This window comes from Comamonas brasiliensis, assembly GCF_018292285.1.
In the GTDB taxonomy this organism is placed as follows: Bacteria; Pseudomonadota; Gammaproteobacteria; order Burkholderiales; family Burkholderiaceae_C; genus Comamonas; species Comamonas brasiliensis.
The window spans coordinates 649,585-671,457 of the sequence record NZ_JAANES010000003.1; the positions used below are offsets into that span (position 1 = coordinate 649,585).

At 64.5% G+C, this 21,873-nt stretch carries 17 protein-coding genes; 11 read left to right on the plus strand and 6 right to left on the minus strand.

Going from position 1 to position 21,873, the window contains the following annotated elements; all coding sequences use genetic code 11:
• Window positions 1-98: 98 nt before the first annotated feature.
• The 3 genes from DJFAAGMI_RS15675 (at window position 99) to DJFAAGMI_RS15685 (ending at window position 2,819) form a co-directional block, all read left to right on the plus strand.
• A complete protein-coding gene (locus DJFAAGMI_RS15675; protein ID WP_211457814.1) occupies window positions 99-1,301 on the plus strand; it encodes an ammonium transporter in 1,203 nt (400 codons plus the stop codon).
• A gap of 61 nt (window positions 1,302-1,362) precedes the next feature.
• Window positions 1,363-2,280, plus strand: a complete 918-nt coding sequence (locus DJFAAGMI_RS15680; protein WP_043003601.1) for a 5'-nucleotidase — start codon at window positions 1,363-1,365, stop codon at window positions 2,278-2,280.
• A gap of 71 nt (window positions 2,281-2,351) precedes the next feature.
• Entirely contained in the window at window positions 2,352-2,819 is a 468-nt protein-coding gene (locus DJFAAGMI_RS15685) for an EF-hand domain-containing protein (protein ID WP_211457815.1), read from the plus strand.
• A gap of 66 nt (window positions 2,820-2,885) precedes the next feature.
• Here DJFAAGMI_RS15685 and DJFAAGMI_RS15690 read toward each other — a convergent pair whose 3' ends face one another.
• The 3 genes from DJFAAGMI_RS15690 to DJFAAGMI_RS15700 form a co-directional block, all read right to left on the minus strand.
• Window positions 2,886-3,323, minus strand: a complete 438-nt coding sequence (locus DJFAAGMI_RS15690; RefSeq protein ID WP_211457816.1) for a hypothetical protein — start codon at window positions 3,321-3,323, stop codon at window positions 2,886-2,888.
• Between the two features lie 205 nt (window positions 3,324-3,528).
• A complete protein-coding gene (locus tag DJFAAGMI_RS15695; protein ID WP_019042744.1) occupies window positions 3,529-4,020 on the minus strand; it encodes a cyanophycin metabolism-associated DUF1854 family protein in 492 nt (163 codons plus the stop codon).
• Complete coding sequence (locus DJFAAGMI_RS15700) at window positions 4,017-6,314, minus strand: cyanophycin metabolism-associated ABC transporter (RefSeq protein ID WP_211457817.1); 2,298 nt, start codon at window positions 6,312-6,314, stop codon at window positions 4,017-4,019. Before DJFAAGMI_RS15700 ends, DJFAAGMI_RS15695 begins: the two co-directional genes overlap by 4 nt.
• A 225-nt stretch (window positions 6,315-6,539) precedes the next feature.
• Between DJFAAGMI_RS15700 and DJFAAGMI_RS15705 the strand changes: the two genes are divergently transcribed.
• From DJFAAGMI_RS15705 to DJFAAGMI_RS15720, 4 genes are all read left to right on the plus strand, one after another.
• Window positions 6,540-8,720: a cyanophycin synthetase gene (locus DJFAAGMI_RS15705; protein ID WP_211457818.1), complete on the plus strand. Its 2,181-nt coding sequence runs from the start codon at window positions 6,540-6,542 to the stop codon at window positions 8,718-8,720.
• A gap of 95 nt (window positions 8,721-8,815) precedes the next feature.
• A complete protein-coding gene (gene cphA, locus DJFAAGMI_RS15710; protein ID WP_211457819.1) occupies window positions 8,816-11,386 on the plus strand; it encodes a cyanophycin synthetase in 2,571 nt (856 codons plus the stop codon).
• A 309-nt stretch (window positions 11,387-11,695) separates the two neighbouring features.
• On the plus strand, window positions 11,696-12,070 hold the full coding sequence (locus DJFAAGMI_RS15715; RefSeq protein WP_034364280.1) for a DUF2946 family protein: 375 nt from the start codon (window positions 11,696-11,698) through the stop codon (window positions 12,068-12,070).
• Between the two features lie 84 nt (window positions 12,071-12,154).
• Entirely contained in the window at window positions 12,155-14,470 is a 2,316-nt protein-coding gene (locus tag DJFAAGMI_RS15720) for a TonB-dependent receptor (protein WP_211457820.1), read from the plus strand.
• 12 nt (window positions 14,471-14,482) lie between these two features.
• Here the strand turns inward: DJFAAGMI_RS15720 and DJFAAGMI_RS15725 are convergent, their stop codons facing one another.
• Complete coding sequence (locus tag DJFAAGMI_RS15725) at window positions 14,483-15,682, minus strand: MFS transporter (protein WP_211457821.1); 1,200 nt, start codon at window positions 15,680-15,682, stop codon at window positions 14,483-14,485.
• A gap of 272 nt (window positions 15,683-15,954) precedes the next feature.
• Between DJFAAGMI_RS15725 and DJFAAGMI_RS15730 the strand changes: the two genes are divergently transcribed.
• The gene (locus DJFAAGMI_RS15730) at window positions 15,955-16,455 is read left to right on the plus strand and encodes a CreA family protein (protein ID WP_211457822.1); all 501 of its coding nucleotides are present in this window, start codon (window positions 15,955-15,957) and stop codon (window positions 16,453-16,455) included.
• Between the two features lie 70 nt (window positions 16,456-16,525).
• On the opposite strand, the gene DJFAAGMI_RS15735 is transcribed toward DJFAAGMI_RS15730, so the two are convergent.
• The gene (locus DJFAAGMI_RS15735) at window positions 16,526-16,747 is read right to left on the minus strand and encodes a hypothetical protein (protein WP_003058848.1); all 222 of its coding nucleotides are present in this window, start codon (window positions 16,745-16,747) and stop codon (window positions 16,526-16,528) included.
• 127 nt (window positions 16,748-16,874) lie between these two features.
• Entirely contained in the window at window positions 16,875-17,831 is a 957-nt protein-coding gene (locus tag DJFAAGMI_RS15740) for a LysR family transcriptional regulator (RefSeq protein WP_211457823.1), read from the minus strand.
• Window positions 17,832-18,095: 264 nt separating this feature from the next.
• Here DJFAAGMI_RS15740 and DJFAAGMI_RS15745 point away from each other — a divergent pair, with 264 nt between their 5' ends.
• The 3 genes from DJFAAGMI_RS15745 to DJFAAGMI_RS15755 all read left to right on the plus strand — a co-directional run bounded on the left by DJFAAGMI_RS15745 (window position 18,096) and on the right by DJFAAGMI_RS15755 (window position 21,842).
• Window positions 18,096-19,184 (plus strand): YeiH family protein, encoded by a 1,089-nt coding sequence (locus DJFAAGMI_RS15745; protein WP_211457824.1) that lies wholly within the window; start codon window positions 18,096-18,098, stop codon window positions 19,182-19,184.
• A 181-nt stretch (window positions 19,185-19,365) separates the two neighbouring features.
• Entirely contained in the window at window positions 19,366-19,851 is a 486-nt protein-coding gene (locus DJFAAGMI_RS15750; RefSeq protein WP_211457825.1) for a MarR family winged helix-turn-helix transcriptional regulator, read from the plus strand.
• Entirely contained in the window at window positions 19,848-21,842 is a 1,995-nt protein-coding gene (locus DJFAAGMI_RS15755) for an FUSC family protein (RefSeq protein ID WP_211457826.1), read from the plus strand. The genes DJFAAGMI_RS15750 and DJFAAGMI_RS15755 overlap by 4 nt, the downstream gene beginning before the upstream one ends.
• Window positions 21,843-21,873 lie beyond the last annotated feature (31 nt).

Sequence of the window (21,873 nt, forward strand, 5' to 3'; positions counted from 1 at the left end):
ACTCCAGCTTGGCGCAATTCTTGCTTTCTTTTAGTGCATTGCGGGTTTTTTCCGCAATTTCGCACCAATAAATAGCAAATTTCAGCTGGAGCGTTTTCATGCAAGCACTAAAACAGGGCGCGGATGCCCTGTTCATTTTGATGGGCGCCGTCATGGTTCTGGCCATGCACGCCGGTTTCGCCTTTCTGGAGCTGGGCACCGTGCGCCGCAAGAACCAGGTCAATGCCCTGGTCAAGATCCTGGTCGACTTCTCGGTCTCCACCGTGGTCTATTTCGCGGTCGGCTATGGCGTGGCCTACGGCACGCACTTTTTCGTGGGCGCCGAGCAGTTGGCGGCGCTCAACGGCTACGGCCTGGTCAAGTTCTTCTTTCTGCTGACCTTCGCGGCTGCCATTCCCGCCATCATCTCGGGCGGCATTGCCGAGCGCGCCAAGTTCTGGCCCCAACTGATCGCCACGGCCATGATCGTGGGCCTGATCTACCCCTTCTTCGAGGGCATTGCCTGGAACCAGCATTTCGGCGTGCAGGCCTGGATCAAGGCGCTGACCGGCTCCGAGTTCCATGACTTTGCCGGCAGCGTGGTAGTTCACGCCGTGGGGGGCTGGATCGCCCTGGGAGCCGTGCTGCTGCTGGGCCCGCGCCGCAATCGCTACCGCCAGGGCGGAGCGATTGCCGCCACACCGCCTTCCAGCATTCCCTTTCTGGCGCTGGGCGCCTGGATTCTGATCGTGGGCTGGTTCGGCTTCAATGTGATGAGTGCCCAGAGTCTGGACAAGATCTCGGGTCTGGTCGCCGTGAACTCGCTGATGGCCATGGTCGGTGGTACGCTGGCCGCCCTGGCGGTGGGCAAAAACGACCCGGGTTTTGTGCACAACGGCCCGCTGGCCGGTCTGGTCGCCGTCTGCGCGGGCTCGGATCTGATGCACCCTCTGGGGGCACTGGTCGTGGGGGCTGCCGCCGGAGCCATCTTTGTCTTCATGTTCACGCTGACGCAGAACAAATGGAAGATCGACGACGTGCTGGGCGTGTGGCCGCTGCACGGCCTGTGTGGCGCCTGGGGCGGCATTGCAGCCGGTATCTTCGGCACGCAGGCCCTGGGCGGGCTTGGCGGCGTGCATCCGCTGGCCCAGCTCATAGGCACGCTGATGGGCGTGGCCTGGGCCGCACTGGGCGGCCTGCTGGTCTACGGCCTGCTCAAGAAGACCATGGGCCTGCGCCTGAGTCAGGAGCAGGAATTCGACGGCGCCGATCTGTCCATCCACCACATCAGTGCCACGCCAGAGCGCGAAGCCAACTGGTGAGGGCGCGGCGGCCTGCGTATGATCGAAGCCTGTCTGCACATCCGCTCAAAGCCGTACCGCCATGGCCATGACCCTGAACGACAAGCTCGTCGTCGCCATCTCCTCGCGAGCCCTGTTCGATTTCGAGGAGGAAAACCGCCTCTTCGAGGACAGCGACCCGGCGAGCTATCTGCGCCTGCAGCGCGAACGGCTGAACGTGCCCGCCGCACCGGGCGTTGCCTTCTCGCTGGTCAAGAAGCTGCTGGCCTTCAACACCGAAGGACAGCAGCATGTGGAGGTGGTGCTGCTCTCGCGCAACGACCCCGTCAGCGGCATGCGCGTCTTCCGCTCGGCCAAGGCCCACGGCCTTCACTCCATACAGCGCGGCGTGTTCACCCAGGGGCGTGACCCTTTCGGCTATCTGCGCCCTCTGGGAGCTCAGCTGTTTCTGTCGGCGAATGCCGATGACGTGACCCAGGCACTGCAGCTGGGCTACCCGGCCGCCCATGTGTTCACCGACTCCATGCGCGCCAGCAGCAGCCATCCGCGCGAAGTGCGCATCGCTTTCGACGGCGATGCCGTGCTGTTTTCCGACGAGGCCGAGCGCATCTTCCAGGCCCAGGGCCTGGAGGCATTCCAGCAGCATGAACTGGAAAAAGCGGCACAGCCGCTGCCCGAAGGCCCCTTCAAGCCGCTGCTGGCAGCCTTGCACCGGCTGCAGCAGGCCGATGTGGCCGGCATGCGCGTGCGCACGGCCCTGGTCACGGCGCGCAGCGCCCCGGCCCATGAGCGCGCGCTCAATACGCTGATGGACTGGAAGATCGATGTCGATGAAGCCATGTTCCTCGGCGGACTGGCCAAGGGCGGTTTTCTGCGCGAGTTCGAGCCCGACTTCTTCTTCGACGACCAGACCGGCCATGTGCGCAATGCGGCCGGACATGTTCCCTCGGGCCATGTGCGCAGCGGCATTGCCCATGACAAGGCGGCGCTGCCTACGTAAAGCTTGGCAAAGTCCGGCAAGCGAATGCAAAACTTTGAAAGTGCGGCGGGCCGGAGGTTGAGAATGCCGTCATGGCCCTCATCTGTACTGCTATGTCAAAAGCCAAGAACCACCCCATCGTCGCCCGCAGCAGCTCGGTCATGAAGACCGCCATGGGCGTGCTGCTGACCAGCGCCGTCCTGCTGCTGCCTACGGTGCGCGCCGAGGAAACCGCCGGCGACAAGATCGGTGAAAGACAGGGAACCCAGCTCTCCAAGGGCGAAATCAAGGCCCAGCAGCAATTCAAGATGCTGGACTTCAATCAGGATGGCAAGCTCAGCCGCAAGGAAGTGGCCATCATCCCCAAGCTGGCCGCCGCCTTTGACGAAACCGACACCAACAAGGACGGCTTCGTCACCTATGAGGAAGTGCGCGCCTTTGCCGTCAAGTACCGTGCAGCGCGTGAAAAGGCCAAGGCCGCCGAAGCCGTGGCTGCTGCGCCGGCCAAGGACGACGCTCACAAATCAGAAGCTGATAGCGCAGGCCCTGAAAGCAAATAAGATATAAAAATAGCTGAAGCGCTTGAATATCAAGCGCAATCAGCTCTCAAAATCAAAGCAAACGCCTTACTTGGCGTTGCTGCTACGCTTGACCCGGGGCTCGGAATAAGTCAGCGGCTCATTGCGCACCTGCTGCTTGCTCTGCAGCAGATCCTCCGACTTGCTGGTTTCCTGCGCCTGTTCCACCGCCTGGGCGCTGGCGCGCCACATGGACTGGATGAACTCGATCAGTTGCTTGGAGATAGGCTCCTTGGGCGGCTCCTCCACCTCTTCTTTTTGCTTGATCTCCTCGGCCAGGGTCCAGTCCCGGTTCTCGGTATCGGGAGCCGATGGCTTCTCGGGTTCGCGCACCGTGCGGCCCTCGCCGATCTTGTCCACAGACTCTGGGGCATTCACGGCGTTTACGGGGCGCACCGGCGCGGCGCCCGAAGCCCCTGTGGAGTACAAATCCGCACCCTGGGTACGCCAGGGCGTCTGTGTCCGGTCTAGAGGTGGAATTTGCATGGCTTGGCCCTCGGCAGTAAAAAGGTGCAGGCGGAAAAACAGCTATCTCGCCCTGTTATCGGCCACGCTTGAGAAAACTGTAGGATTATTTTCAATCCTAATTTGATAGCTATTAGTCTATGTATATCAAGCGCCGCTGCGCAATTTGATACAAAAAAGGGCCTCACGATGAGGCGAGGCCCTTGAAATAGTCGCGCTGCACAGCTTACAGAAAACGCTCCAGCAGCTTGCGCGAATGCCTGTCCAGCTTGCCGCTGTCGGGAATCCGATATTGCACGCCATCCTGGCCCGTGATCTGCAGCCTGGTGCGACCGGCCAGCTTGCGGATGTCTTCTTCGGCCTTGAGCACCATCTGCGTCAGACCGCGATCCGTCTGCAGCTCCCAGGTGCTGGGGGTGGAAAAGCTGGAGACCTTGAGGATGCGCTCGATGGTCGGCACGAACTCCCGCACAGCCAGGTCCTGCTCGATCAGTTGGCGATGCTCGGGCTGCAGGTCGGCCATGCGGGCCACCCACAGCGCTTCCTTGCCATCGGCGGCAATCAGCGACAGCCCTTCGGCGGGCGCTGCAATCGGAAATGCACGCACGGGAACCACCGCTTCGTAGACCAGGCCGTTGCCCAGTGTCAGCACCAGACGGCCATGGGCGTTGCGCACCAGCTGCATGCCGTTCAGATTGGATTGGGGAGCTTCGATCATTGGGGTTCCTTGGTCTGCAACTTCAGGCCGGCCGCTTGCGCATCCTCTTCGGCACGGCGCGCCTGCGCGTCGTACAGACGGAAGTAATGACCCTTGAGGTCCATCAGTTCGTCGTGCGGGCCCACTTCGACGATTTCGCCACGATCCATGACCACCAGACGGTCGGCCTTGCGCAAGGTGGACAGACGGTGGGCAATGGCGATCGTGGTGCGCCCCTGCACCAGATTGTCCAGTGCCTTCTGGATTTCCTTTTCGGTCTCGGTATCCACGGCCGAGGTGGCTTCGTCGAGGATCAGGATGCGCGGATCGATCAGCAGCGCACGCGCGATGGAGATACGCTGGCGCTCGCCGCCAGACAGGCCCTGGCCGCGCTCACCGACCAGGGAGTCATAGCCGTGGGGCAGGCGCAGGATGAACTCGTGGGCATGGGCGGCACGCGCCGCAGCCACGATTTCCTCGCGCGTGGCATCGGGCTTGCCATAGGCGATGTTCTCGGCAATCGTGCCAAAGAACAGGAAGGGCTCCTGCAGCACCAGGCCGATATTGCTGCGGTAGTCGGACACGGACATGCGGCGCACGTCCACGCCGTCGAGCTGGATGGAGCCCTCGGAGACGTCGTAGAAGCGGCAGATCAGATTCACCAGGGTACTCTTGCCCGAGCCGCTGTGACCGACCAGGCCGATCATCTCGCCGGGCTTGATCTGCAGGTTCAGATGCTTGATGACGGCGCGGCTGCCGTAGCGAAAGCCCACATCCTCCATGGTGATGGCACCCTTGGCCTTGCCGGGCAGCTTCACGGGGTTGCTAGGCTCGGGCACATTGCTGACATGGTCGAGGATGTCGAAGATGCGCTTGGCACCGGCCGCCGCCTTCTGCGTGACCGAGACGATGCGGCTCATCGAATCCAGGCGGGTGTAGAAACGGCCGATATAGGCGATAAAGGCCGTCAGCACACCGACGGTGATGGAGCCGCCGGCCACCAGATAGATGCCGAAGCCCCAGACCACCAGAATGCCGACCTCGGTCAGCAGCGTCACCGTGGGGGTGAACAGCGACCAGGTCTTGTTGACCTTGTCGTTGGCCTGGAGATTGATCAGGTTGGCGTCGGCAAAGCGGTCGGCTTCACGCTTTTCCTGGGCAAAGGCCTTGACCACGCGGATGCCGGGGATGGTGTCGGCCAGCACATTGGTCACCTCGGACCAGACGCGGTCTATCTTCTCGAAGCCGGTGCGCAGGCGGTCGCGCACGGTATGGATCATCCAGGCGATGAAGGGCAGCGGCACCAGCGTGACCAGTGCCAGCCAGGGGTTGATGGAGAACAGGATGGCCGAGGTCATCACGATCATCATCACGTCGGTCGCAAAGTCCAGGGCATTTAACGACAGAAAGAGATTGATACGATCGGTTTCAGCGCCGATACGCGCCATCAGATCCCCTGTGCGCTTGCTGCCGTAGTAATCCACCGACAGGTTCAGCAAGTGGTTGTAGGTGGTGGTGCGCAGATTGGAGCCTATGCGCTCGGACACCTTGGCCAGCACGAAGGTGCGTGCCCAGCCCAGCGCCCAGGCCAGCAGCGCCGACACCAGCAACATGCCCAGATAGAAGAAAACCAGGTCCCGGTTGATCTTTTCGCCGTTCTGGAACGGGATCAGGATCTTGTCCATCAGCGGGATGGTCAGATAAGGCGCCACCAGTTGCGCGCCCGTGCTGGCCACGGTCAGCAGAAAGCCCAGCAGCAGCTGGCCCTGATAGGGCTTGGCAAAGCGCCACAGGCGCAGCAGCACCCAGGTCGAGGTCTGAGGTGCCTGCTGACGTGCGCAGGCCGGGCATTCTTCGGTATCGGGCGGCAGAGCCGTGTGGCAGACCGGGCAATGCGGGACATCCTCGTCGCTGACCGCGCTGTAGATCTCCTGGCGCGCGATGCGCTCGCGCTGGCGGTCGAACTGCTGCATCAGCTGCAGCATGGCGGTCTGGTGCTTCAGGGTGATGAGCCAGTGCGCCAAACGCTGGCGAGGATCATGCAGCTCCAGATTGCCCACGCCGCCATGGTCCTGCAGGCGCAGGCTCTGCTCCACGGTCAGGGCCCATTCACGCCACTGCCGGGTCTGGGGATCGCAGGCCAGCAAACGCTCCTGGGTCAGGGCCAGCAGGCCGCTGCCAAACTGCAAATCCGCACTCAGGTCAACCGGGACGACGGCTAATACGTTTTCATGTTCAGCGAGTCTTGCTCGTAGCTCGCCCCCCAGGGGGCCGGCAAAGACTGCCGAGGCGTCCACAGTATGGTGATGTTGCATGTTGAGTTATTTTTCTCCGCCGATGGCGGCTCCAAGAGTCATGCGGGCAACCGCTTCGGCATGGTGAATATGGCTGCGCCTGACGTCCGATACACCCTGGTTAACGCGCGAACCTGCAATTAGGCTGACAAGCTTCACAATGCAGATTCTGGGCGCACAATGCCAACCTATCAGGGGCAGGAGTTTAAGAAAACCTGCTCTCCTCATTCCTATCCGCTGATCAACATGGCGAAATTCAACGACATCCAACTCTTGCGCACAACTTTCCTGCGTGGCCCCAGTGTCTGGACCTACCGCCCGGTACTGGAGGTCTGGCTGGATCTGGGAGAGCTGGAAGATTACCCGTCCAACAAGATCCCCGGCCTCAACGAGCGCCTGACCAACTGGCTGCCCGACCTGATCGAGCACACCTGCGGCGTCGGCGAGCGCGGTGGCTTCATCCAGCGCCTGGAAGGCGGCACCTGGATGGGTCATGTGATGGAGCACGTAATCATCGAGTTGCTGAATCTGGCCGGCATGCCCGCCGAATTCGGTCAGACCCGCGAAATCTCCAAGCGCGGCGTGTACCGCATGGTGTTCCGCTGCCCCGAGGAGGCCGTGGCCCGCGTGGCGCTGGAGCATGGTCACAAGCTGCTGATGGCGGCCATCAATGACGAGCCGTTCGACCTCAAGCCCGCCGTACATGCCATCAAGACGGCCATTAACGACCGTTACCTGGGCCCCTCGACCGGCTGCATCGTCGATGCCGCCAGCGAGCGCCGCATCCCCCATATCCGCCTGAACGACGGCAATCTGGTGCAGCTGGGTTATGGCGCGGCGCAGCGCCGCATCTGGACGGCAGAGTCCGACCAGACCAGCGCCATCGCCGAAGGCATTGCCCAGGACAAGGACTTCACCAAGCGCCTGCTGGCCGCCTGCGGCGTGCCCGTGCCCGAAGGCCAGATCGTGGCATCGCCCGAAGAGGCCTGGGAAGTGGCGCAGGACATCGGCTTTCCCGTGACCGTCAAGCCTTCGGACGGCAACCATGCCCGTGGCGTGACCCTGGAGCTGTCCAAGGAAGCCGACATCAAGGCCGCATTTGCACTGGCCCAGCCCGAAGGCTCGGACGTGATCGTCGAGAAATTCATCGACGGCGTGGAGCACCGCCTGCTGGTCGTGGGCGGCAAGGTGGTGGCAGCCACCAAGGGCGAGACGGTTTCCGTCTACGGCAATGGCAATGCCACGCTGCGCGAGCTGGTGGAAGTGCTGAACCAGGACCCGCGCCGCGGACCCGAGCAGGAATACCCGCTGGACTGGATCAATCTGGAAGCCGGCGCCGTGAAGCTGGAACTCAATCGCCAGCATGTGACGCCCGACAGCGTGATTCCGCAGGGCCAGAGCGTGCTGCTGCAGCGCAACGGCAATATGGCCATCGACTGCCTCGACGAGGTACACCCCGACGTGGCTTACTACGCCGTGCTGGCCGCCAAGATCGTTGGCCTCGACATCGCCGGCATGGACATGATCCTGCAGGATGTCTCCAAGCCCATGCAGGGCCAGGGTGCGATTCTCGAAGTCAACGCCGGCCCCGGCCTGCTGATGCACCTCAAGCCCACCAGCGGCGCACCGCGCCCCGTGGGCATGGCCATTGCCGACCACCTCTTCCCCCGCGAAGACGGTGCCGGCGCCGGTCGCATCCCCGTGGTCGGCATCGTTGGCACGCGCAACAACGCCTTCATTTCGCGCCTGGTCGGCTGGCTGCTGCAGCTGTCGGGCAAGCTGACCGGCGTGGCCAGCGGCGAAGGCATGTTCCTCGCCAATCGCCATACGCAAAAGACCAATACCGCCAACTGGGCCGGTGCCCATCGCCTGCTGACCAACCGTCTGGCCGAAGCCGCCGTCATCCAGACCACGGCCCGCTCCATCCTGGAAGAAGGCCTGGCCTACGACCGCTGCCTGGTCGGTGTGGTCACCGACATGGACGGCTATGAGCAACTGGCCGATCACGATGTGCTGGAGCCCGGCCAGATGCGCCGCGTGATGCGCACCCAGATCGATGTGGTGCTGGACGAAGGCGCGGGCGTGCTCAACGCCGACCTGCCCGAAGTGGCCGATCTGGCCGAACTTTGCGACGGAGAAGTCATTCTGTACGCCACCGGCGCCGACAACGAATTTGTCGCCGCCCACCGCGCCAACACCGAAGCCCGTCATGAAGGCGGCCGCGCCGTCTTCCTCAAGGGCAACAACGTGGTGCTGGCCACCGGCACCCAGGAACGTGTGCTGGGCACGCTGGAAGCACTGTCCCTGGCCGGCGGCAAGCGCCCCGAGACCAGCGCGCTGCTGGCCGCGATTGCCACCGCCTGGGCGCTGGACATCACGCCCGAGCTGATCGGCGCCGGCATCAAGACCTTTGAATACCAGGCTTGATTGCCCCATAAAACGCTTCAACAGATATAGCTGCTGACGCTTGCCACACAAGCGTCAGACCAAGAAAAGCTTGAAATTCAGCTGAAAGAAACACTATGCAGATCACTCGCAACCGAGCCTTGCGCGGCCCCAACCTCTGGACCCGCAGCACCGCCATCGAAGCCATCGTGCACTGTGAAGACAGCGAGCTGCTGTACACCGCCATGCCCGGCTTTGAAGAAAAGCTGCGGGCGCGTTTCCCCACCATCGGTACGCTGCAGCCCCATGGCGCGGACCAGCGCCTGTCGCTGGCCCATGTGCTGGAAGTTGCCGCCCTGTCGCTGCAGGCACAGGCTGGCTGCCCCGTCACCTTCAGCCGCACCCATGAGACCGTGGAGCACGGCACCTTCCAGGTGGTGGTCGAGTACACCGAAGAATCCGTGGGCAAGCTGGCCATGGAGCGTGCCGAGGCCCTGATTCAGGCCGCATTGAACGACACCCCCTTCGATGCCGACGCCACGATTGCCGAGCTGCGCGAGCTGGACGAGGACGATCGTATCGGCCCCTCGACCGGTGCCATCGTCGATGCCGCCGTGGCACGCGGCATTCCCTTCCGTCGCCTGACCACCGGTTCGCTGGTGCAACTGGGCTGGGGTTCGCGTGCGCGCCGCTTCCAGGCCGCCGAGATCGACTCCACCAGCGCCGTGGCCGAATCCATTGCACAGGACAAGGACCTGACAAAGCGCCTGCTGCACGCAGCCGGCGTGCCCGTGCCCATGGGCCGCCCCGTCGCCGACGTGGAAGACGCCTGGGCCGTGGCCCTGGAAGTGGGACTGCCCGTGGTGGTCAAGCCCCAGGACGGCAACCAGGGCAAGGGCGTGGTGGTGAACATCACCACCCGCGAAGGTCTGGAAGCCGCTTACAAGACCGCCAGCGAGTTTGGCGACGAGATCCTCGTCGAGCGCTTTTTGCCCGGCCATGACTTCCGCATGCTGGTCGTCGGCGGCCAGTTGGTGGCAGCCGCCCGCCGCGAGCCGCCCCAGGTGCTGGGCGACGGCCAGCACACCATCCGCGAACTGGTGAACATCGTCAACCAGGACCCCCGCCGCGGCTCCGGCCACGGCACGGCATTGACAAAGGTGCGCCTGGACGATATCGCCATCGCCCGCATCGCCAGCGAAGGCCTGACGCCTGACAGCGTGCCCGCCCAGGGCCAGCGCGTGGTGCTGCGCAACAACGCCAATCTGTCCACCGGCGGCAGCGCCACCGATGTGACCGATGACGTGCATCCCGAAATCGCCGCCCGGGCCATCGAGGCCGCGCAGACCATCGGTCTGCATATCTGCGGCGTGGACGTGGTCTGCGAAACCATGCTCAAGCCCCTGGAAGAGCAAAGCGGCGGCATCGTGGAAGTCAATGCTGCCCCCGGCCTGCGCATGCACCTGGCCCCCTCCTTCGGTCGCCCCCGCAATGTGGGCGTGCCCATGGTGGACGAGCTGTTCGCGCCCGGCGACGACGGCCGTATCCCCGTGGTTGCCGTCACCGGCACCAATGGCAAGACCACGACCACCCGCGTGATCGCCCATCTGTTCACCTCGCATGGCTGGCGCACCGCCATGACCAACACCGACGGCGTGTACGTCAACGGTCGCCAGATCGACAGCGGCGACTGCTCCGGCCCCAAGAGTGCACGCAACGCCCTGGCCCACCCCGAGACCGATGCGGCCGTGCTGGAATGCGCACGCGGCGGCATCTTGCGCGAAGGCCTGGGCTTTGACCGCTGCCAGGTCGCCGTGGTCACCAATGTGGGCGAGGGCGACCACCTGGGCCTGAACTTCATCACCACCAAGGAAGATGTCGGCGTTCTCAAGCGCGTCATCGTGCAGAACGTGGCGCCCACGGGCTATGCCGTGCTCAACGCTGCCGACCCGCTGGTCGCGGCCATGGCCCATGTCTGCCCCGGCAAGGTCATCTTCTTTGCCGCCGACCGCCACCACCCCATCATGGCCACGCACCGTGCCCAGGGCAGCCGCGTGGTCTATGTCGATGGCGACGCCATCGTGGCCGCTGAAGGATCCTGGCGCGAGAGCATCGCGCTGCGCGACATTCCGCTGACCCGTAATGGCACCATCACCTTCCAGGTGGAAAACGTCATGGCCTCCATCGGCGCCGCCTGGGCGGCCGGCCTGCCCTGGCAGACCATCCGTCGCGGTCTGGCAGGCTTCCTCAACGACAGCGACAACGCCCCTGCCCGCTTCAATGTGATGGATTACAAGGGCGCCACCATCATTGCCGACTACGGTCACAACCCCGACGCCATTCGCGCGCTGTCCCAGGCCGTGGAAGCCATGCCTGCCAAGCGCCGCAGCGTGGTGATCTCGGGCGCCGGCGACCGCCGCGACCAGGACATCACCGAGCAGACCCAGATTCTGGGCAAGGTGTTCGACGATGTGGTCCTCTATCAGGACGCCTGCCAGCGTGGCCGCGTGGATGGCGAAGTGCTGGCCCTGCTGAAAAAGGGTCTGGAAGGCGCGCCCCGCACCAGCTACAGCACCGAGATCCATGGCGAGTTTCTCGCCATCGACCATGCCCTGGCCCGCCTGCAACCCGGCGACCTGTGCCTGGTGCTGGTGGATCAGGTGGAGGAAGCGCTGGAGCATCTGCGCAAGCATGTTGCAGGGCAGTAACGCCCTAACAGCCCCCTGAGGCACTGACGCGCCTTCCCCCTGAGGGGGACGACGGCCTCGCCGCGAGGCGGCGCGGCCGGCCAGGCTCTTGCTTGCCATCTCTCGCTTGAGCGAGCGCCTATATTCCAGCCCAGGAGCCGTGCATGAACCCTCGGCACCTCCATACCGACCCGGCCTTGCGCCGGGTTTTGTATTTGAAGTCACAGCACTTTGCACCTGCGGCAGGGCTTGCGCGGCGGTTTTCACGCATGCTCTGCGCCAGCAGACGACGTATGATCCGGACGCATATTCGCAACGCCCAGCCCACCCATGACCTTGCAACAGCTTCGCCGCATAGCCACCTGCCTGCTGGGCCGGTGCGTGCTGGCATGGCTGGCACTGTCCATGGGGGTGGCGGCAGCCGCGCCGCTGATCCAGTCTCAGGGGTTTGAGCTGATCTGCACCAGCACCGGCGCGGTCAAGCTGATCGTCAAGGGCGAAGACGGCGGCAGCGTTCTGGGTGCGGGTCACCTCGATTGCCCCATGTGCCTGCCCCATGCAGCACCACCTCCGCCCGCGTTGCAACTGCCGCCCCCTACCGAGTCTCCGCTGTGGCATGCGCTGCAGCCCGTGCAGCGGGCGCGCATCGCCTCCCTCACCGCAGCCCCCCTGCCCGCGCGCGGGCCGCCCCCCGCTTACCTCTGAACCATTTCGGGCTCTAGCGCATTTCCGATCCGCGCTGGCCGCTATCAGATTCATAGGGACGGCTACGTCCCAAGGTAAGCATTCATGAAACAGATTTTTCTGCCACTGGTGGTCAGTGGTATCGCATGGCCGTGCCTGGCCCAGACCTCAACCGACTCTGCCGACCTGCCTGAGCGCTCCAAGACCCTGGGCGTGGTCACCGTCAACGGCGGCCAGCCCAGCTCGCTGCCCACGCAGCTTCCGACCACCATCGAGGGCATCACGCGCGAGGAGATAGAGACGCGCATCAACGCCACCGACAGCGAGGACGCGCTCAAATACTTGCCCAGCCTGCTGGTGCGCAAGCGCTATATCGGCGACTACAACCACGCCATCCTCTCCACGCGCGCTTCGGGCACGGGCAATAGCGCGCGCTCGGCCGTCTATGCCGACGGCATTTTGCTCTCCAACTATCTGGGCAATGGCATTGCCAACGGCAGCAACTATGCGCCGCGCTGGGGCTTGGTGACGCCCGAGGAGATCGAACGCGTCGATGTCATGTACGGCCCGTTCTCGGCCGCCTACCCCGGCAATTCCGCCGGCGCCGTGGTGGACTATGTGACGCGCATGCCCGACAAGCTCGAAGCCCATGTGGCCGCCGGCTATGCCCACCAGAGTGCCGACGTGCTGGGCAGCAGCGGCCATTACCGCAGCTGGAACACCAGCGCTTCCATAGGTAGCAGAAGCGGCGACTGGTCGTACTGGATCAACCTGAGTCGCAGTGACAGCCAGGGCCAGCCCATGACCTTCCCCACCGTGCTGCAGTCCGCCGGCGTGACGGGCGGTACCGGCACGCCCGTGACCGGTGCCATTGCCGGGCCGAGCACCACCAACCAGCCATGGTACGTCCTGGGTGCGGGCACGCAGTACCACACCCGGCAGGATCACGCCAAGATCAAGCTGGCATATGACATCACGCCCACGCTGCGCGCCAGCTACACGCTGGGCTGGTGGCAGAACAGCGCCAAGGGCAGCTCACAGACCTATCTGCGCGGGCCGGATGGCCAGCCGGTGTACAGCGGCAATATCAATATCGACGGCAAGACCTACAAGCTGGCAGACACCGCATTCGGACTGAGCCAGGACCAGCAGACCCACACCATGCATGGCGTCTCGCTCAAAAGCCATACCCAGGGCGAGTTCGACTGGGAGCTCAGCGCCAGCCTGTACGACTACGGCAAGGATCAGCAGCGCGTGCCCATCGTCGCCCAGCCGGCTGCCAATCTGGGTGGCAAGGGCACGCTGCAGGATCAGGACGGCACGGGCTGGAACACGCTGGCCGCCAAGGGCACATGGCGACAGAACGACATACTGGGCCTGCAGGGCACACATATCGTGGACTTCGGCTTGGGCCGCGATGCCTACAAGCTCAACATCAGCAAATACAACGTGGTTGGCGACTGGCAGTCCGGCCCGGCCAACGAGCAGTCCATCGTCAGCCAGGTCGGCGGCAGGGCCGAGACCCGCTATGCCTGGGCACAGGACAGCTGGCAGCTGGCCAGGGACTGGAAGGCCGTGCTGGGTCTGCGCTGGGAGGACTGGACGGCCAGCCAGGGCCATACCGCCACGGCCAGCAGCCAGCTGAATTACGCCCAGCGCAGCGAATCGCATTTCTCGCCCAAGGCCGCGCTGGCCTACCAGCTGGCCCGCAACACCACGCTCAAGGCCTCGCTGGGCCGTGCCGTGCGCTTTCCCACGGTGGGCGAGCTGTATGGTGCGACCTCTGGCGGGGCACTGTCCTTCATCAACGACCCGAATCTGAAACCCGAAAAGTCCTGGACGGGCGAGCTGACGGCCGAGCAAGACCTGGGTAATGGCCTGCTACGCGCGACCTGGTTCCACGAGCGCACGCGCGATGCGCTCTACAGCCAGCTGATTCCCGGCACCACCATCTCTGCGGTGCAGAACGTGGATCAGGTCCGTACCTCGGGGCTGGAACTGGCTTACTCGGCGCAGTCGGTGTGGATTCGCGGGCTGGACCTGGGCGGCAGCCTGACCTGGGCCAACTCGCGCATCACGGCCAATGCCGCCAACCCGGCCAGCGTCGGCAAATGGCAACCCCGCGTGCCACGCTGGCGTGCCTCAGCCTGGGCCACCTACAAGCCCGATGAACGCTGGGCCTTGACCGTCGCGGCGCGCTACAGCGGGCGCCAGTACTCGAATCTGGACAACAGCGACGTACATGCCGACACCTATATGGGTGCCAGCCAGTATTTCAGCGTCGATCTGCGGGCCCGTTATCAGATCAACAGACAGCTGTCGGCCGCCTTTGGCATAGACAACGCCAACAATGCCAAGTACTGGAACTTCCATCCCTATCCGCAGAGAACCTTTAGCGCCTCCCTGCGCTGGGATCTTTAGACGCCAGCAGCTCTAGGCCAGCCTGGCCACCAGGCCATGGGTCTTGCGCATCCTGAAAGTGCCCAGGCAGGCCAGCAGCGCCAGGGCCAGGCCCAGCACGCAGGCACCCTGCCAGCCGTTGATGCGCCAGGCGAGAGTCCCCAGCGCCGAGCCCGCCGCCGCGCCCGTGAAATAGCCCGTCATATAGACGGCATTCATGCGGCCGCGCGCTGCGGGCAGCAACTGGGCCACTGTGGCCTGGTTGGTGATGTTCAGGCATTGCAGGCCCAGATCGATCACCACCATGCCCAGCACGAACCAGCCCAGATGCGCTCCGCCCACCCATAGCAGCGGCCAGGACAGCAGCAGGGCCAGCGCCCCGATGGCGCAGCTCACGCGGCCCAGGCCCTTGTCCACCAGTCGCCCCGCCTGCGTGGCCACCAGGGCACCCGCCGCGCCGGCCAGACCGATCAAACCGATCTGCCCGTCGTCCAGGCCCAGGGGACCGCTGGACAACTGCAGCGCCATGGTCGAGAACAGCACGCTGACCGAGGCGAACGCCAGCGCGCTGACCAGGGTGCGCTGGCGCAGACCCGGCTGACTGCGCAGCAGATGCCACATGCTTCTCAGCACCTGTGGATAACTGACAGGACTGGGGTTGCGCGATGCCGGCAGCGCCCTCCACAGCCATAGCGCCACCACGGCCATCACCAGCGCAGCGCCCTGGTAGACGGCTTGCCAGCCCCATGCCTCCGAGACCATCCCGGCCACGCTGCGCGCCAGCAGAATGCCCAGCAGCAGACCGCTCATGACCCAGCCCACGGCCCGCCCGCTTTGCCCCGGCTGGGCCAGAGCCGCCGCCATGGGCACCAGCACCTGAGCCGCAACCGAGAACAGACCGGCCATCAGCGTGCCCAGCAGAAACAGATCGAACTGACCCGCCAGGCCGCACAGCGCCTGCCCCAGGGCAGCCAGCAGCATCAGGCTCACGGCCAGGCCGCGGCGCTGCAGCTTGTCGCCCAGCGGGGCCAGCAGCAGCAGGCCTGCCGCATAGGCCACCTGGGCCAGCGTCACGCTGGTCGCGGCCGCCGACTCGCTGACCGAGAAATGAGCGGCAATCGAGTGCAGCAGCGGCTGGTTGAAATAATTGCCGCCCGCACACAGGCCGCAGGCCAGTGCCATCAGCAACAGGGAAGAAGCGCTCAGACCGGGCGCGGAAACGTTCACCGACATAGATAACGGCCACATCCGGCGGATGCGGCGCTTGCATGGAGCCACGGCCCGAGGGGCCGTCGCTGATCAAAGAGGGAGTTAGGAAGTCCGGCATGCGCTGTGTCATGCCTGTGGCAGCGTCTCAGCTGCCGGTGCCCGCCAGCAGGCCGGGGCAAACCGTGATGCAATACAGAAAGCTCTGCAGCAGGCGGTATTGTCTTCAGACCGGCTTCCGGCCTCACGTCGGAGGCACAATGCCCTGCCAGAATTCAAGGGTTAACCCTAGTCAACCTATGCGCACCATCATGAAATTGCTCTCCGCCGTTCTGGCCGTCGCGGCCGCCACCGTAGGAACCATGGCCTTTGTCGGCATGAGCCATGCCGAACAGATCGGCGCCGTGGACACCGTCTTCAAGTGGATTGGCCCGGATCACAAAATCGTGGTCGATGCCTATGACGACCCCAAGGTGCCGGGTGTGACCTGCTATGTCTCGCGCGCCAAGACCGGCGGCATCAAGGGCGGCCTGGGCCTGGCCGAGGATCGCTCGGAAGCGTCGATCGCCTGCCAGGCCACGGGCAATATCCAGTTCCCCGCGCCGCTCAGGCAGCAGGAAGAAGTGTTTACCGAGCGCACCTCGCTGTTGTTCAAGCGCCTGCGTGTGGTGCGTATGGTGGATGCCAAGCGCAATGCCCTGATCTATATGACCTACTCGGACCGGGTGATCGAGGGCTCGCCCCAGAACAGCGTCACCGCCGTGGCCGTACCCCAGGGAACGGCTATCCCGCTGAAATGAAAATCAGAGCAGGCTGCGCTTGTGCAGCCTGCGTTTGAGGCGATTTTGACTGAGAGCCAGGCCCGGCGACCTACTGACTGAAAGTCAGGCCGCCGGCGTCCAGCGCCGGCGGACGCAGCAAATCCTCGTTCACGCCCATGGCCTGGCTGGCGCGCTCCACGGCCTGCCAGAGTCCGGCAGGCATCTGCAAAATGGCCTCGGGAGACTGGGCATCGTCGATCCAGTGGCTGATCTGCAAGTGCTGTTCGTGAGTGAGCAGGTCCAGGTGCAGCATTTCATCGATGGTTTTCATGGTGTTCCTCCCTGCTTGAGAAAGCCGGTGCCGCGCAGCGCGCGCCCGACTTGTCTACCCAATATAGGGGCAAAAACCGGTGTCGCAAGCAAATCATTGTTAAGAAAACCATAGCTGTCGACGTCTGTCATTCAGGCGCTACAGCGTGTTTGACATTGGATGGACCCGAGGGCTCGCTCAACGCCGGTTCGCTGGCCTTGCAGGCATCGACAAAGGCCTGCAGCGCGGGCGAGCGGCGCTTGCCGGCGCGCTGCACCAGAGAGAAGTTGCGCCACATGCGCGGCAGGGTGGTGGGCAAAATTTCCAGCGCCCGGGCCTGCAGCTGTGACTGCACCAGCACGCGCGACAGACAGCTGATGCCCAGCCCCTGCTCGACACAGCGTGCAATCGCCTCGGAGCTGCCCAGCGTGGCGCTCGCAGGCAGCTGATGCAGATGCGGCAGCAGCGCATGCTCGACCATTTCGCGCGTGCCCGAGCCCGCCTCGCGCAGCAGCCATGCCGCCTTGCGCAGCGCTGCCACGCCCAGCGGCTTGGTGCGCGCCTGCTCGGCCAGCGGGTCCTGCGGCGATGCCACGATGACCAGTTCGTCGCGCAGCCAGGGCTCGACCTCCAGCCCCTGCCAGTGGCTGCTGCCCTCGATCAGGCCCATGTCGACCTCCATGGCCAGCACGGCTTCGCCCACTTCCTGGGTGTTGGCGATCTGCAGGTCCACGCGCACCAGCGGATGCGAGCGTGCCAGACGCGCCAGCACTTCAGGCAGCGCATAGGTGCCGATGGTGGTGCTGGCCGCCACGCGCAGGCGCACCGGCATATTGGCCGCACGCGCGGAAAACGTCTGCTCTATGCCTCTGGCCTGCTCCAGCACGCCCAGGGCCTGGGGCAGCAGCGCGCGGCCCGCATCGTTGAGCACCAGGCGCTTGCCCACGCGCTCGAAAAGCTGCACGCCCAGGCCCTGCTCCAGCTGCTGCAGCGCGGCGCTGGTGGCCGACTGCGAGAGCGCCACGGCCTCTGCAGCCGCCACCGTGGTTCCGCTTTGGGCCACGGCGCAGAAGATCTCGAACTGACGCAAGGTGAGGTGCAGCATGACGATGATTCGTAGTTTCGTATCGATGACAACAGGCTCACCGGCAGCCTCTGCCTATCCGCAGAAAACCGGCCATCCGGCCATGCCATCACCGGCTCATCCAGCCCATGGTTGAGTCGAATTGCAGGTGCCAGAAAGCTCAATCTACCTGTTTTATAGGTTGATCTTACAAAAACTATTAGTTATACAAATATAACCAAGAAATCTAAAGTGACCTCCATGCCGGCATCAGACCTGTTGTCTTGCCTGCTGCGAAAGGTCCCGATGAACACTACAACACTGAAAAACTCCGCACCCTCGCAAGGCTGGATGCACAAAACCGGCGGGATGGTTCCCGGCCTGCTGCTGGCGGGCGCCATCGCTGCCGTGGCCACCTGGGCCGCGCAGTTTCCGGCCATCAAGAACAACGGCCTGAGCGCGCTGACGCTGGCCATCATCATCGGTCTGCTGATCGGCAACACCGTCTATCCGGCCATCGCCAGCCAGTGTGCCAGCGGCATCGCCTTCACCAAGGCCCGTCTGCTGCGCACCGGCATCGTGCTCTACGGTCTGCGCCTGACCTTCCAGGACATCGGCCAGGTCGGCATGGCCGGCGTGGTGATCGATGCGCTGGTGCTGTCCAGCACCTTTTTGCTGGCGCAGTGGATAGGCCAGAAACTGCTGGGCATGGACAAGCGCACCACCATGCTGGTGGGGGCCGGCGCCTCCATCTGCGGCGCCGCCGCCGTGCTGGCCACCGAACCCGTGGTCAAGGGCCGCGCCGAGGACGTGGCCGTGGCCGTGGCCACCGTGGTGGTGTTCGGCACCATCGGCACCTTTCTCTACCCTGCGCTGTTCCACTGGAATGCCGAGTACGGCTGGATAGACACCAGCATGCAACAGTACGGCGTTTTCGTCGGCTCCACCGTGCATGAGGTGGCCCAGGTCGTGGCCGCCGGCGAAGCCATCGGCAGCCAGGCCGCCGATACGGCGGTGATCGCCAAGATGGTGCGCGTGATGATGCTGGCGCCCTTCCTGCTGGTGCTGTCCATGTGGCTGACACGCAGCGAACGGGCCTTGGGTGTGAACAACGGCCAGCCCGCCAGCCGGATCACCATTCCCTGGTTTGCCGTGGGCTTCGTGGCCATGGCCGGCGTCAACTCCCTGGGCGTGCTGCCCAAGGAGGTGGTCAACGTCGGCATTCAACTCGACAACGCACTGCTGGCCCTGGCCATGGCCGCCCTGGGACTGACCACGCATATCCGCGCCGTGCGCGCTGCCGGCACCAAGCCGCTGATTCTGGCTCTGGCTCTGTTCGCCTGGCTGCTGGTCGCTGGCCTGGTATTGAATCTCTGGATTCCTACACTTTTTTGATAGCGGCTAGCGCCTGACTGGATTAGAACTAGAACATATACAGGTCTGAAACCCTTTGAAAGAGAGCGCTTGACGCTCTCTTTTTTTATGCATCACAACAGCAAGGGAATACCCTATACACCAATGCAGACTCAATTAGTTTGAATTACAAATTAATTGCAAAAGCATCAAAATTCCATCCATGTCTTTTGCCGATGCACCTTCCCGCGACCGCCTGGGCTTTCTCATGGTCACCCTTACCCGCCAATGGCGGCGATTTGTCGAAGAACAGCTGGCCGCCAGCGGCCTGACCGACGCCACCTGGACGCCGCTGCTGCATCTGCGCGCCTGGGGCGACGGCGTGACGCAAAAGGAACTGGCCGAGCGCGTGGGCCTGGACGGCTCCAGCCTGGTGCGCCTGCTGGACATTCTCGAGGGCAAGGGCTGGGTGGAGCGCCGCGCCGATGCGGCCGATCGTCGCAGCAAGCGCATCTTTCTCACTGCCGCAGGCAATGGCGCCGTGGACAGCATCCGCGCCACCATGCTGGAGGCAGAGCTCAGTCTGCTGCAGGACCTTGAGGACTCCGAGGTCGAAGCCATGCTGGATGGCGTCAACAAGATTCGCGCCCGTATCGAGCAGATGCACGAGCAGCGCTCAGCCCATGTCCAGCCCGAGGAGCGCGCATGAGCGTGGCTGCCTACGACCGCCTGCTGGAGAGCGCCACGCGATGGGGCTTTGACAGCGCCCGTCTGCGCCAGCATCTGCGCACGGCCTTTGCAGCCTGTATTGCCGTGTTCGCGGCCTGGGCCCTGGGGCTGGAACATCCGCAATGGGCGGGCATGACGGTCTGGGCCGCCTCCCAGCCGCTGCGCGGCCAGTTGCTGGAGAAAAGCTTTTTCCGTACCACGGGCACGCTGGTCGGCACGGCCGCCGGCGTGGTGCTGGTGCTGGTGGCGAATGGCGATCTGCTGTGGCTGGTCACGGGGCTGGCGGTGTGGATTGGCATCTGCGCGGGCCTGGGCAACCTGCAGCGCAGCTTTGCCTCCTACGGCACCATGCTGGCCGGCTACTCGGCCTCCATGGTGGCCCTGCTGGACAACGGCAACCCCGCCCATGTCTACGCGCTGGGCTGGGATCGCCTGTTCACCGCGCTGACCGGCGTGGCCGCCGCCCTCGTCGTGGGCTGGCTGTTCACGCCCGTGGGCGCTGAAATCCCCGGCGACGGCAGGGTACGGCGACTCTGCGCCCGCCTGCTGCGCGACATCGCCGATGCGGCACAGGCCACGGCCAGCGGCCATAGCGCCCTCAGCCCCAGGGACCTGGCCGAGCGACTGGCCGTGATGGCTGCCATCGAAGAAGGGCTGGACCCGCATGCCGCGGGCTCGCAGCGTTCGCGCCGCGCCGTGCGGGCGCTGCGCCGCCTGATCAACACCCAGATCTCGGCCCTGCTCTGGCTGCGCGACAGCACGGGCAAGACCCTGACCCCCGCCTTCACGGCCGAGCAGGCCCGGATCATGACGGCCGCGCTGGAGCAGGCCGCCAAGCTGCTGGAAACCCAGCCCGCACCGCTGGCCTCCATCGATGCCATCGCCACAGCCCGCAGCGCTGCCGCCGGCTGGGGCCATGCCGAGGAAATCCTGGGCAATATCGGCTTGGCTCTGCAGGCCCATTTTGTGGCCGCCAGCGACCTGAGGCTGCCGGCCCACCACCGCGCACGCCAGCTGCCCGTGGTCCTGCACAGCGACTGGGTCGGCGCGCGCCGGGCCATGCTGCGGGCCTTCAGCGCCATCTTTCTGGTCGGCCTGGTCTGGGTGATCACAGGCTGGCATGGCGGCGCCTACATGCTGCTGGGCCTGTCGGTGATGATCACCGTGTTCTCCTCGTTCGAGAACCCGGTCTTCACCATGCGCTTCGTGATTCTGGGCCAGGCCATGGGCGCCGGCGTGGCGCTGGCATGCCAGTGGTTTGCCTGGCCGTTTGCCAACAGCCAGCTGCAGATGGTGCTGATGATGCTGCCCTTCATCTTTCTTGGCGCCCTGCTGCTCAGCCACCGCCGCACCACGCTGTACGGCTTCGATTGCAATATGGTGATCCTGCTGGCGCTATCGCCGCACTTCCCCTACCAGCTCGATGTGGGCCACTCGCTGTCCATGGCGTTTGCCATCGTCACCGGCCCGCTGGCCGGCTGGGCAGCCTATCGCTTCATCCTGCCCGTCACCGCGCAAGGCAGGCTCAACGGCCTGCGTGCCATGATGGTTCACGAGCTGCAGGACATGGCTTCCGCCCCGGTGCACGCCCGCGACGTGCGCGTGTGGCGCGCCCGCCTCTACCACCGCCTGCTGCGCCTGGTGCGCGCCTCCGAAAAAGTCAGCGCACCGGCCGTGCAGGACGCAGCCGACTGCGGTCTGGCCGCGCTGCGGGTGGGCAAGGCCGTTCTGATCCTGCACCAGCTGCAGGCGGATCTGCTCCTGTCCGAAAGCACCTTGCGCGGTGTGCGCAGCGCGCTGCAGAGACTGCAGCAATTGCCCAGCGCTCCAGCCAGGGCCGTGCCGCTCCTGCAAGGCCTGGCCCGGCGCATACAGCAGCGCCAGCCCGAGCAGGCGCTGCAGCTTCGCCTGGCCGCCCAGGACATTGAAGCGCATCAGCATTTTTTTGCCAGTACCGCCAAGATTGCCTGAGCACCATCGCCCATGAAAAAAGCCGCTGCAA

Bases quoted from the DNA above. Each gene is read 5' to 3' on its own strand.
- DJFAAGMI_RS15700 (WP_211457817.1), bottom strand. From the start codon at position 6,314: ATGCAACATCACCATACTGTGGACGCCTCGGCAGTCTTTGCCGGCCCC.
- DJFAAGMI_RS15735 (WP_003058848.1), bottom strand. From the start codon at position 16,747: ATGAAAACCATCGATGAAATGCTGCACCTGGACCTGCTCACTCACGAA.
- DJFAAGMI_RS15720 (WP_211457820.1), top strand. From the start codon at position 12,155: ATGAAACAGATTTTTCTGCCACTGGTGGTCAGTGGTATCGCATGGCCG.
- DJFAAGMI_RS15690 (WP_211457816.1), bottom strand. From the start codon at position 3,323: ATGCAAATTCCACCTCTAGACCGGACACAGACGCCCTGGCGTACCCAG.
- DJFAAGMI_RS15740 (WP_211457823.1), bottom strand. From the start codon at position 17,831: ATGCTGCACCTCACCTTGCGTCAGTTCGAGATCTTCTGCGCCGTGGCC.
- DJFAAGMI_RS15680 (WP_043003601.1), top strand. From the start codon at position 1,363: ATGGCCATGACCCTGAACGACAAGCTCGTCGTCGCCATCTCCTCGCGA.
- DJFAAGMI_RS15745 (WP_211457824.1), top strand. From the start codon at position 18,096: ATGAACACTACAACACTGAAAAACTCCGCACCCTCGCAAGGCTGGATG.
- DJFAAGMI_RS15715 (WP_034364280.1), top strand. From the start codon at position 11,696: ATGACCTTGCAACAGCTTCGCCGCATAGCCACCTGCCTGCTGGGCCGG.
- DJFAAGMI_RS15755 (WP_211457826.1), top strand. From the start codon at position 19,848: ATGAGCGTGGCTGCCTACGACCGCCTGCTGGAGAGCGCCACGCGATGG.
- DJFAAGMI_RS15705 (WP_211457818.1), top strand. From the start codon at position 6,540: ATGGCGAAATTCAACGACATCCAACTCTTGCGCACAACTTTCCTGCGT.
- DJFAAGMI_RS15750 (WP_211457825.1), top strand. From the start codon at position 19,366: ATGTCTTTTGCCGATGCACCTTCCCGCGACCGCCTGGGCTTTCTCATG.
- DJFAAGMI_RS15730 (WP_211457822.1), top strand. From the start codon at position 15,955: ATGCGCACCATCATGAAATTGCTCTCCGCCGTTCTGGCCGTCGCGGCC.
- DJFAAGMI_RS15675 (WP_211457814.1), top strand. From the start codon at position 99: ATGCAAGCACTAAAACAGGGCGCGGATGCCCTGTTCATTTTGATGGGC.
- DJFAAGMI_RS15685 (WP_211457815.1), top strand. From the start codon at position 2,352: ATGGCCCTCATCTGTACTGCTATGTCAAAAGCCAAGAACCACCCCATC.
- DJFAAGMI_RS15695 (WP_019042744.1), bottom strand. From the start codon at position 4,020: ATGATCGAAGCTCCCCAATCCAATCTGAACGGCATGCAGCTGGTGCGC.
- cphA (WP_211457819.1), top strand. From the start codon at position 8,816: ATGCAGATCACTCGCAACCGAGCCTTGCGCGGCCCCAACCTCTGGACC.
- DJFAAGMI_RS15725 (WP_211457821.1), bottom strand. From the start codon at position 15,682: ATGTCGGTGAACGTTTCCGCGCCCGGTCTGAGCGCTTCTTCCCTGTTG.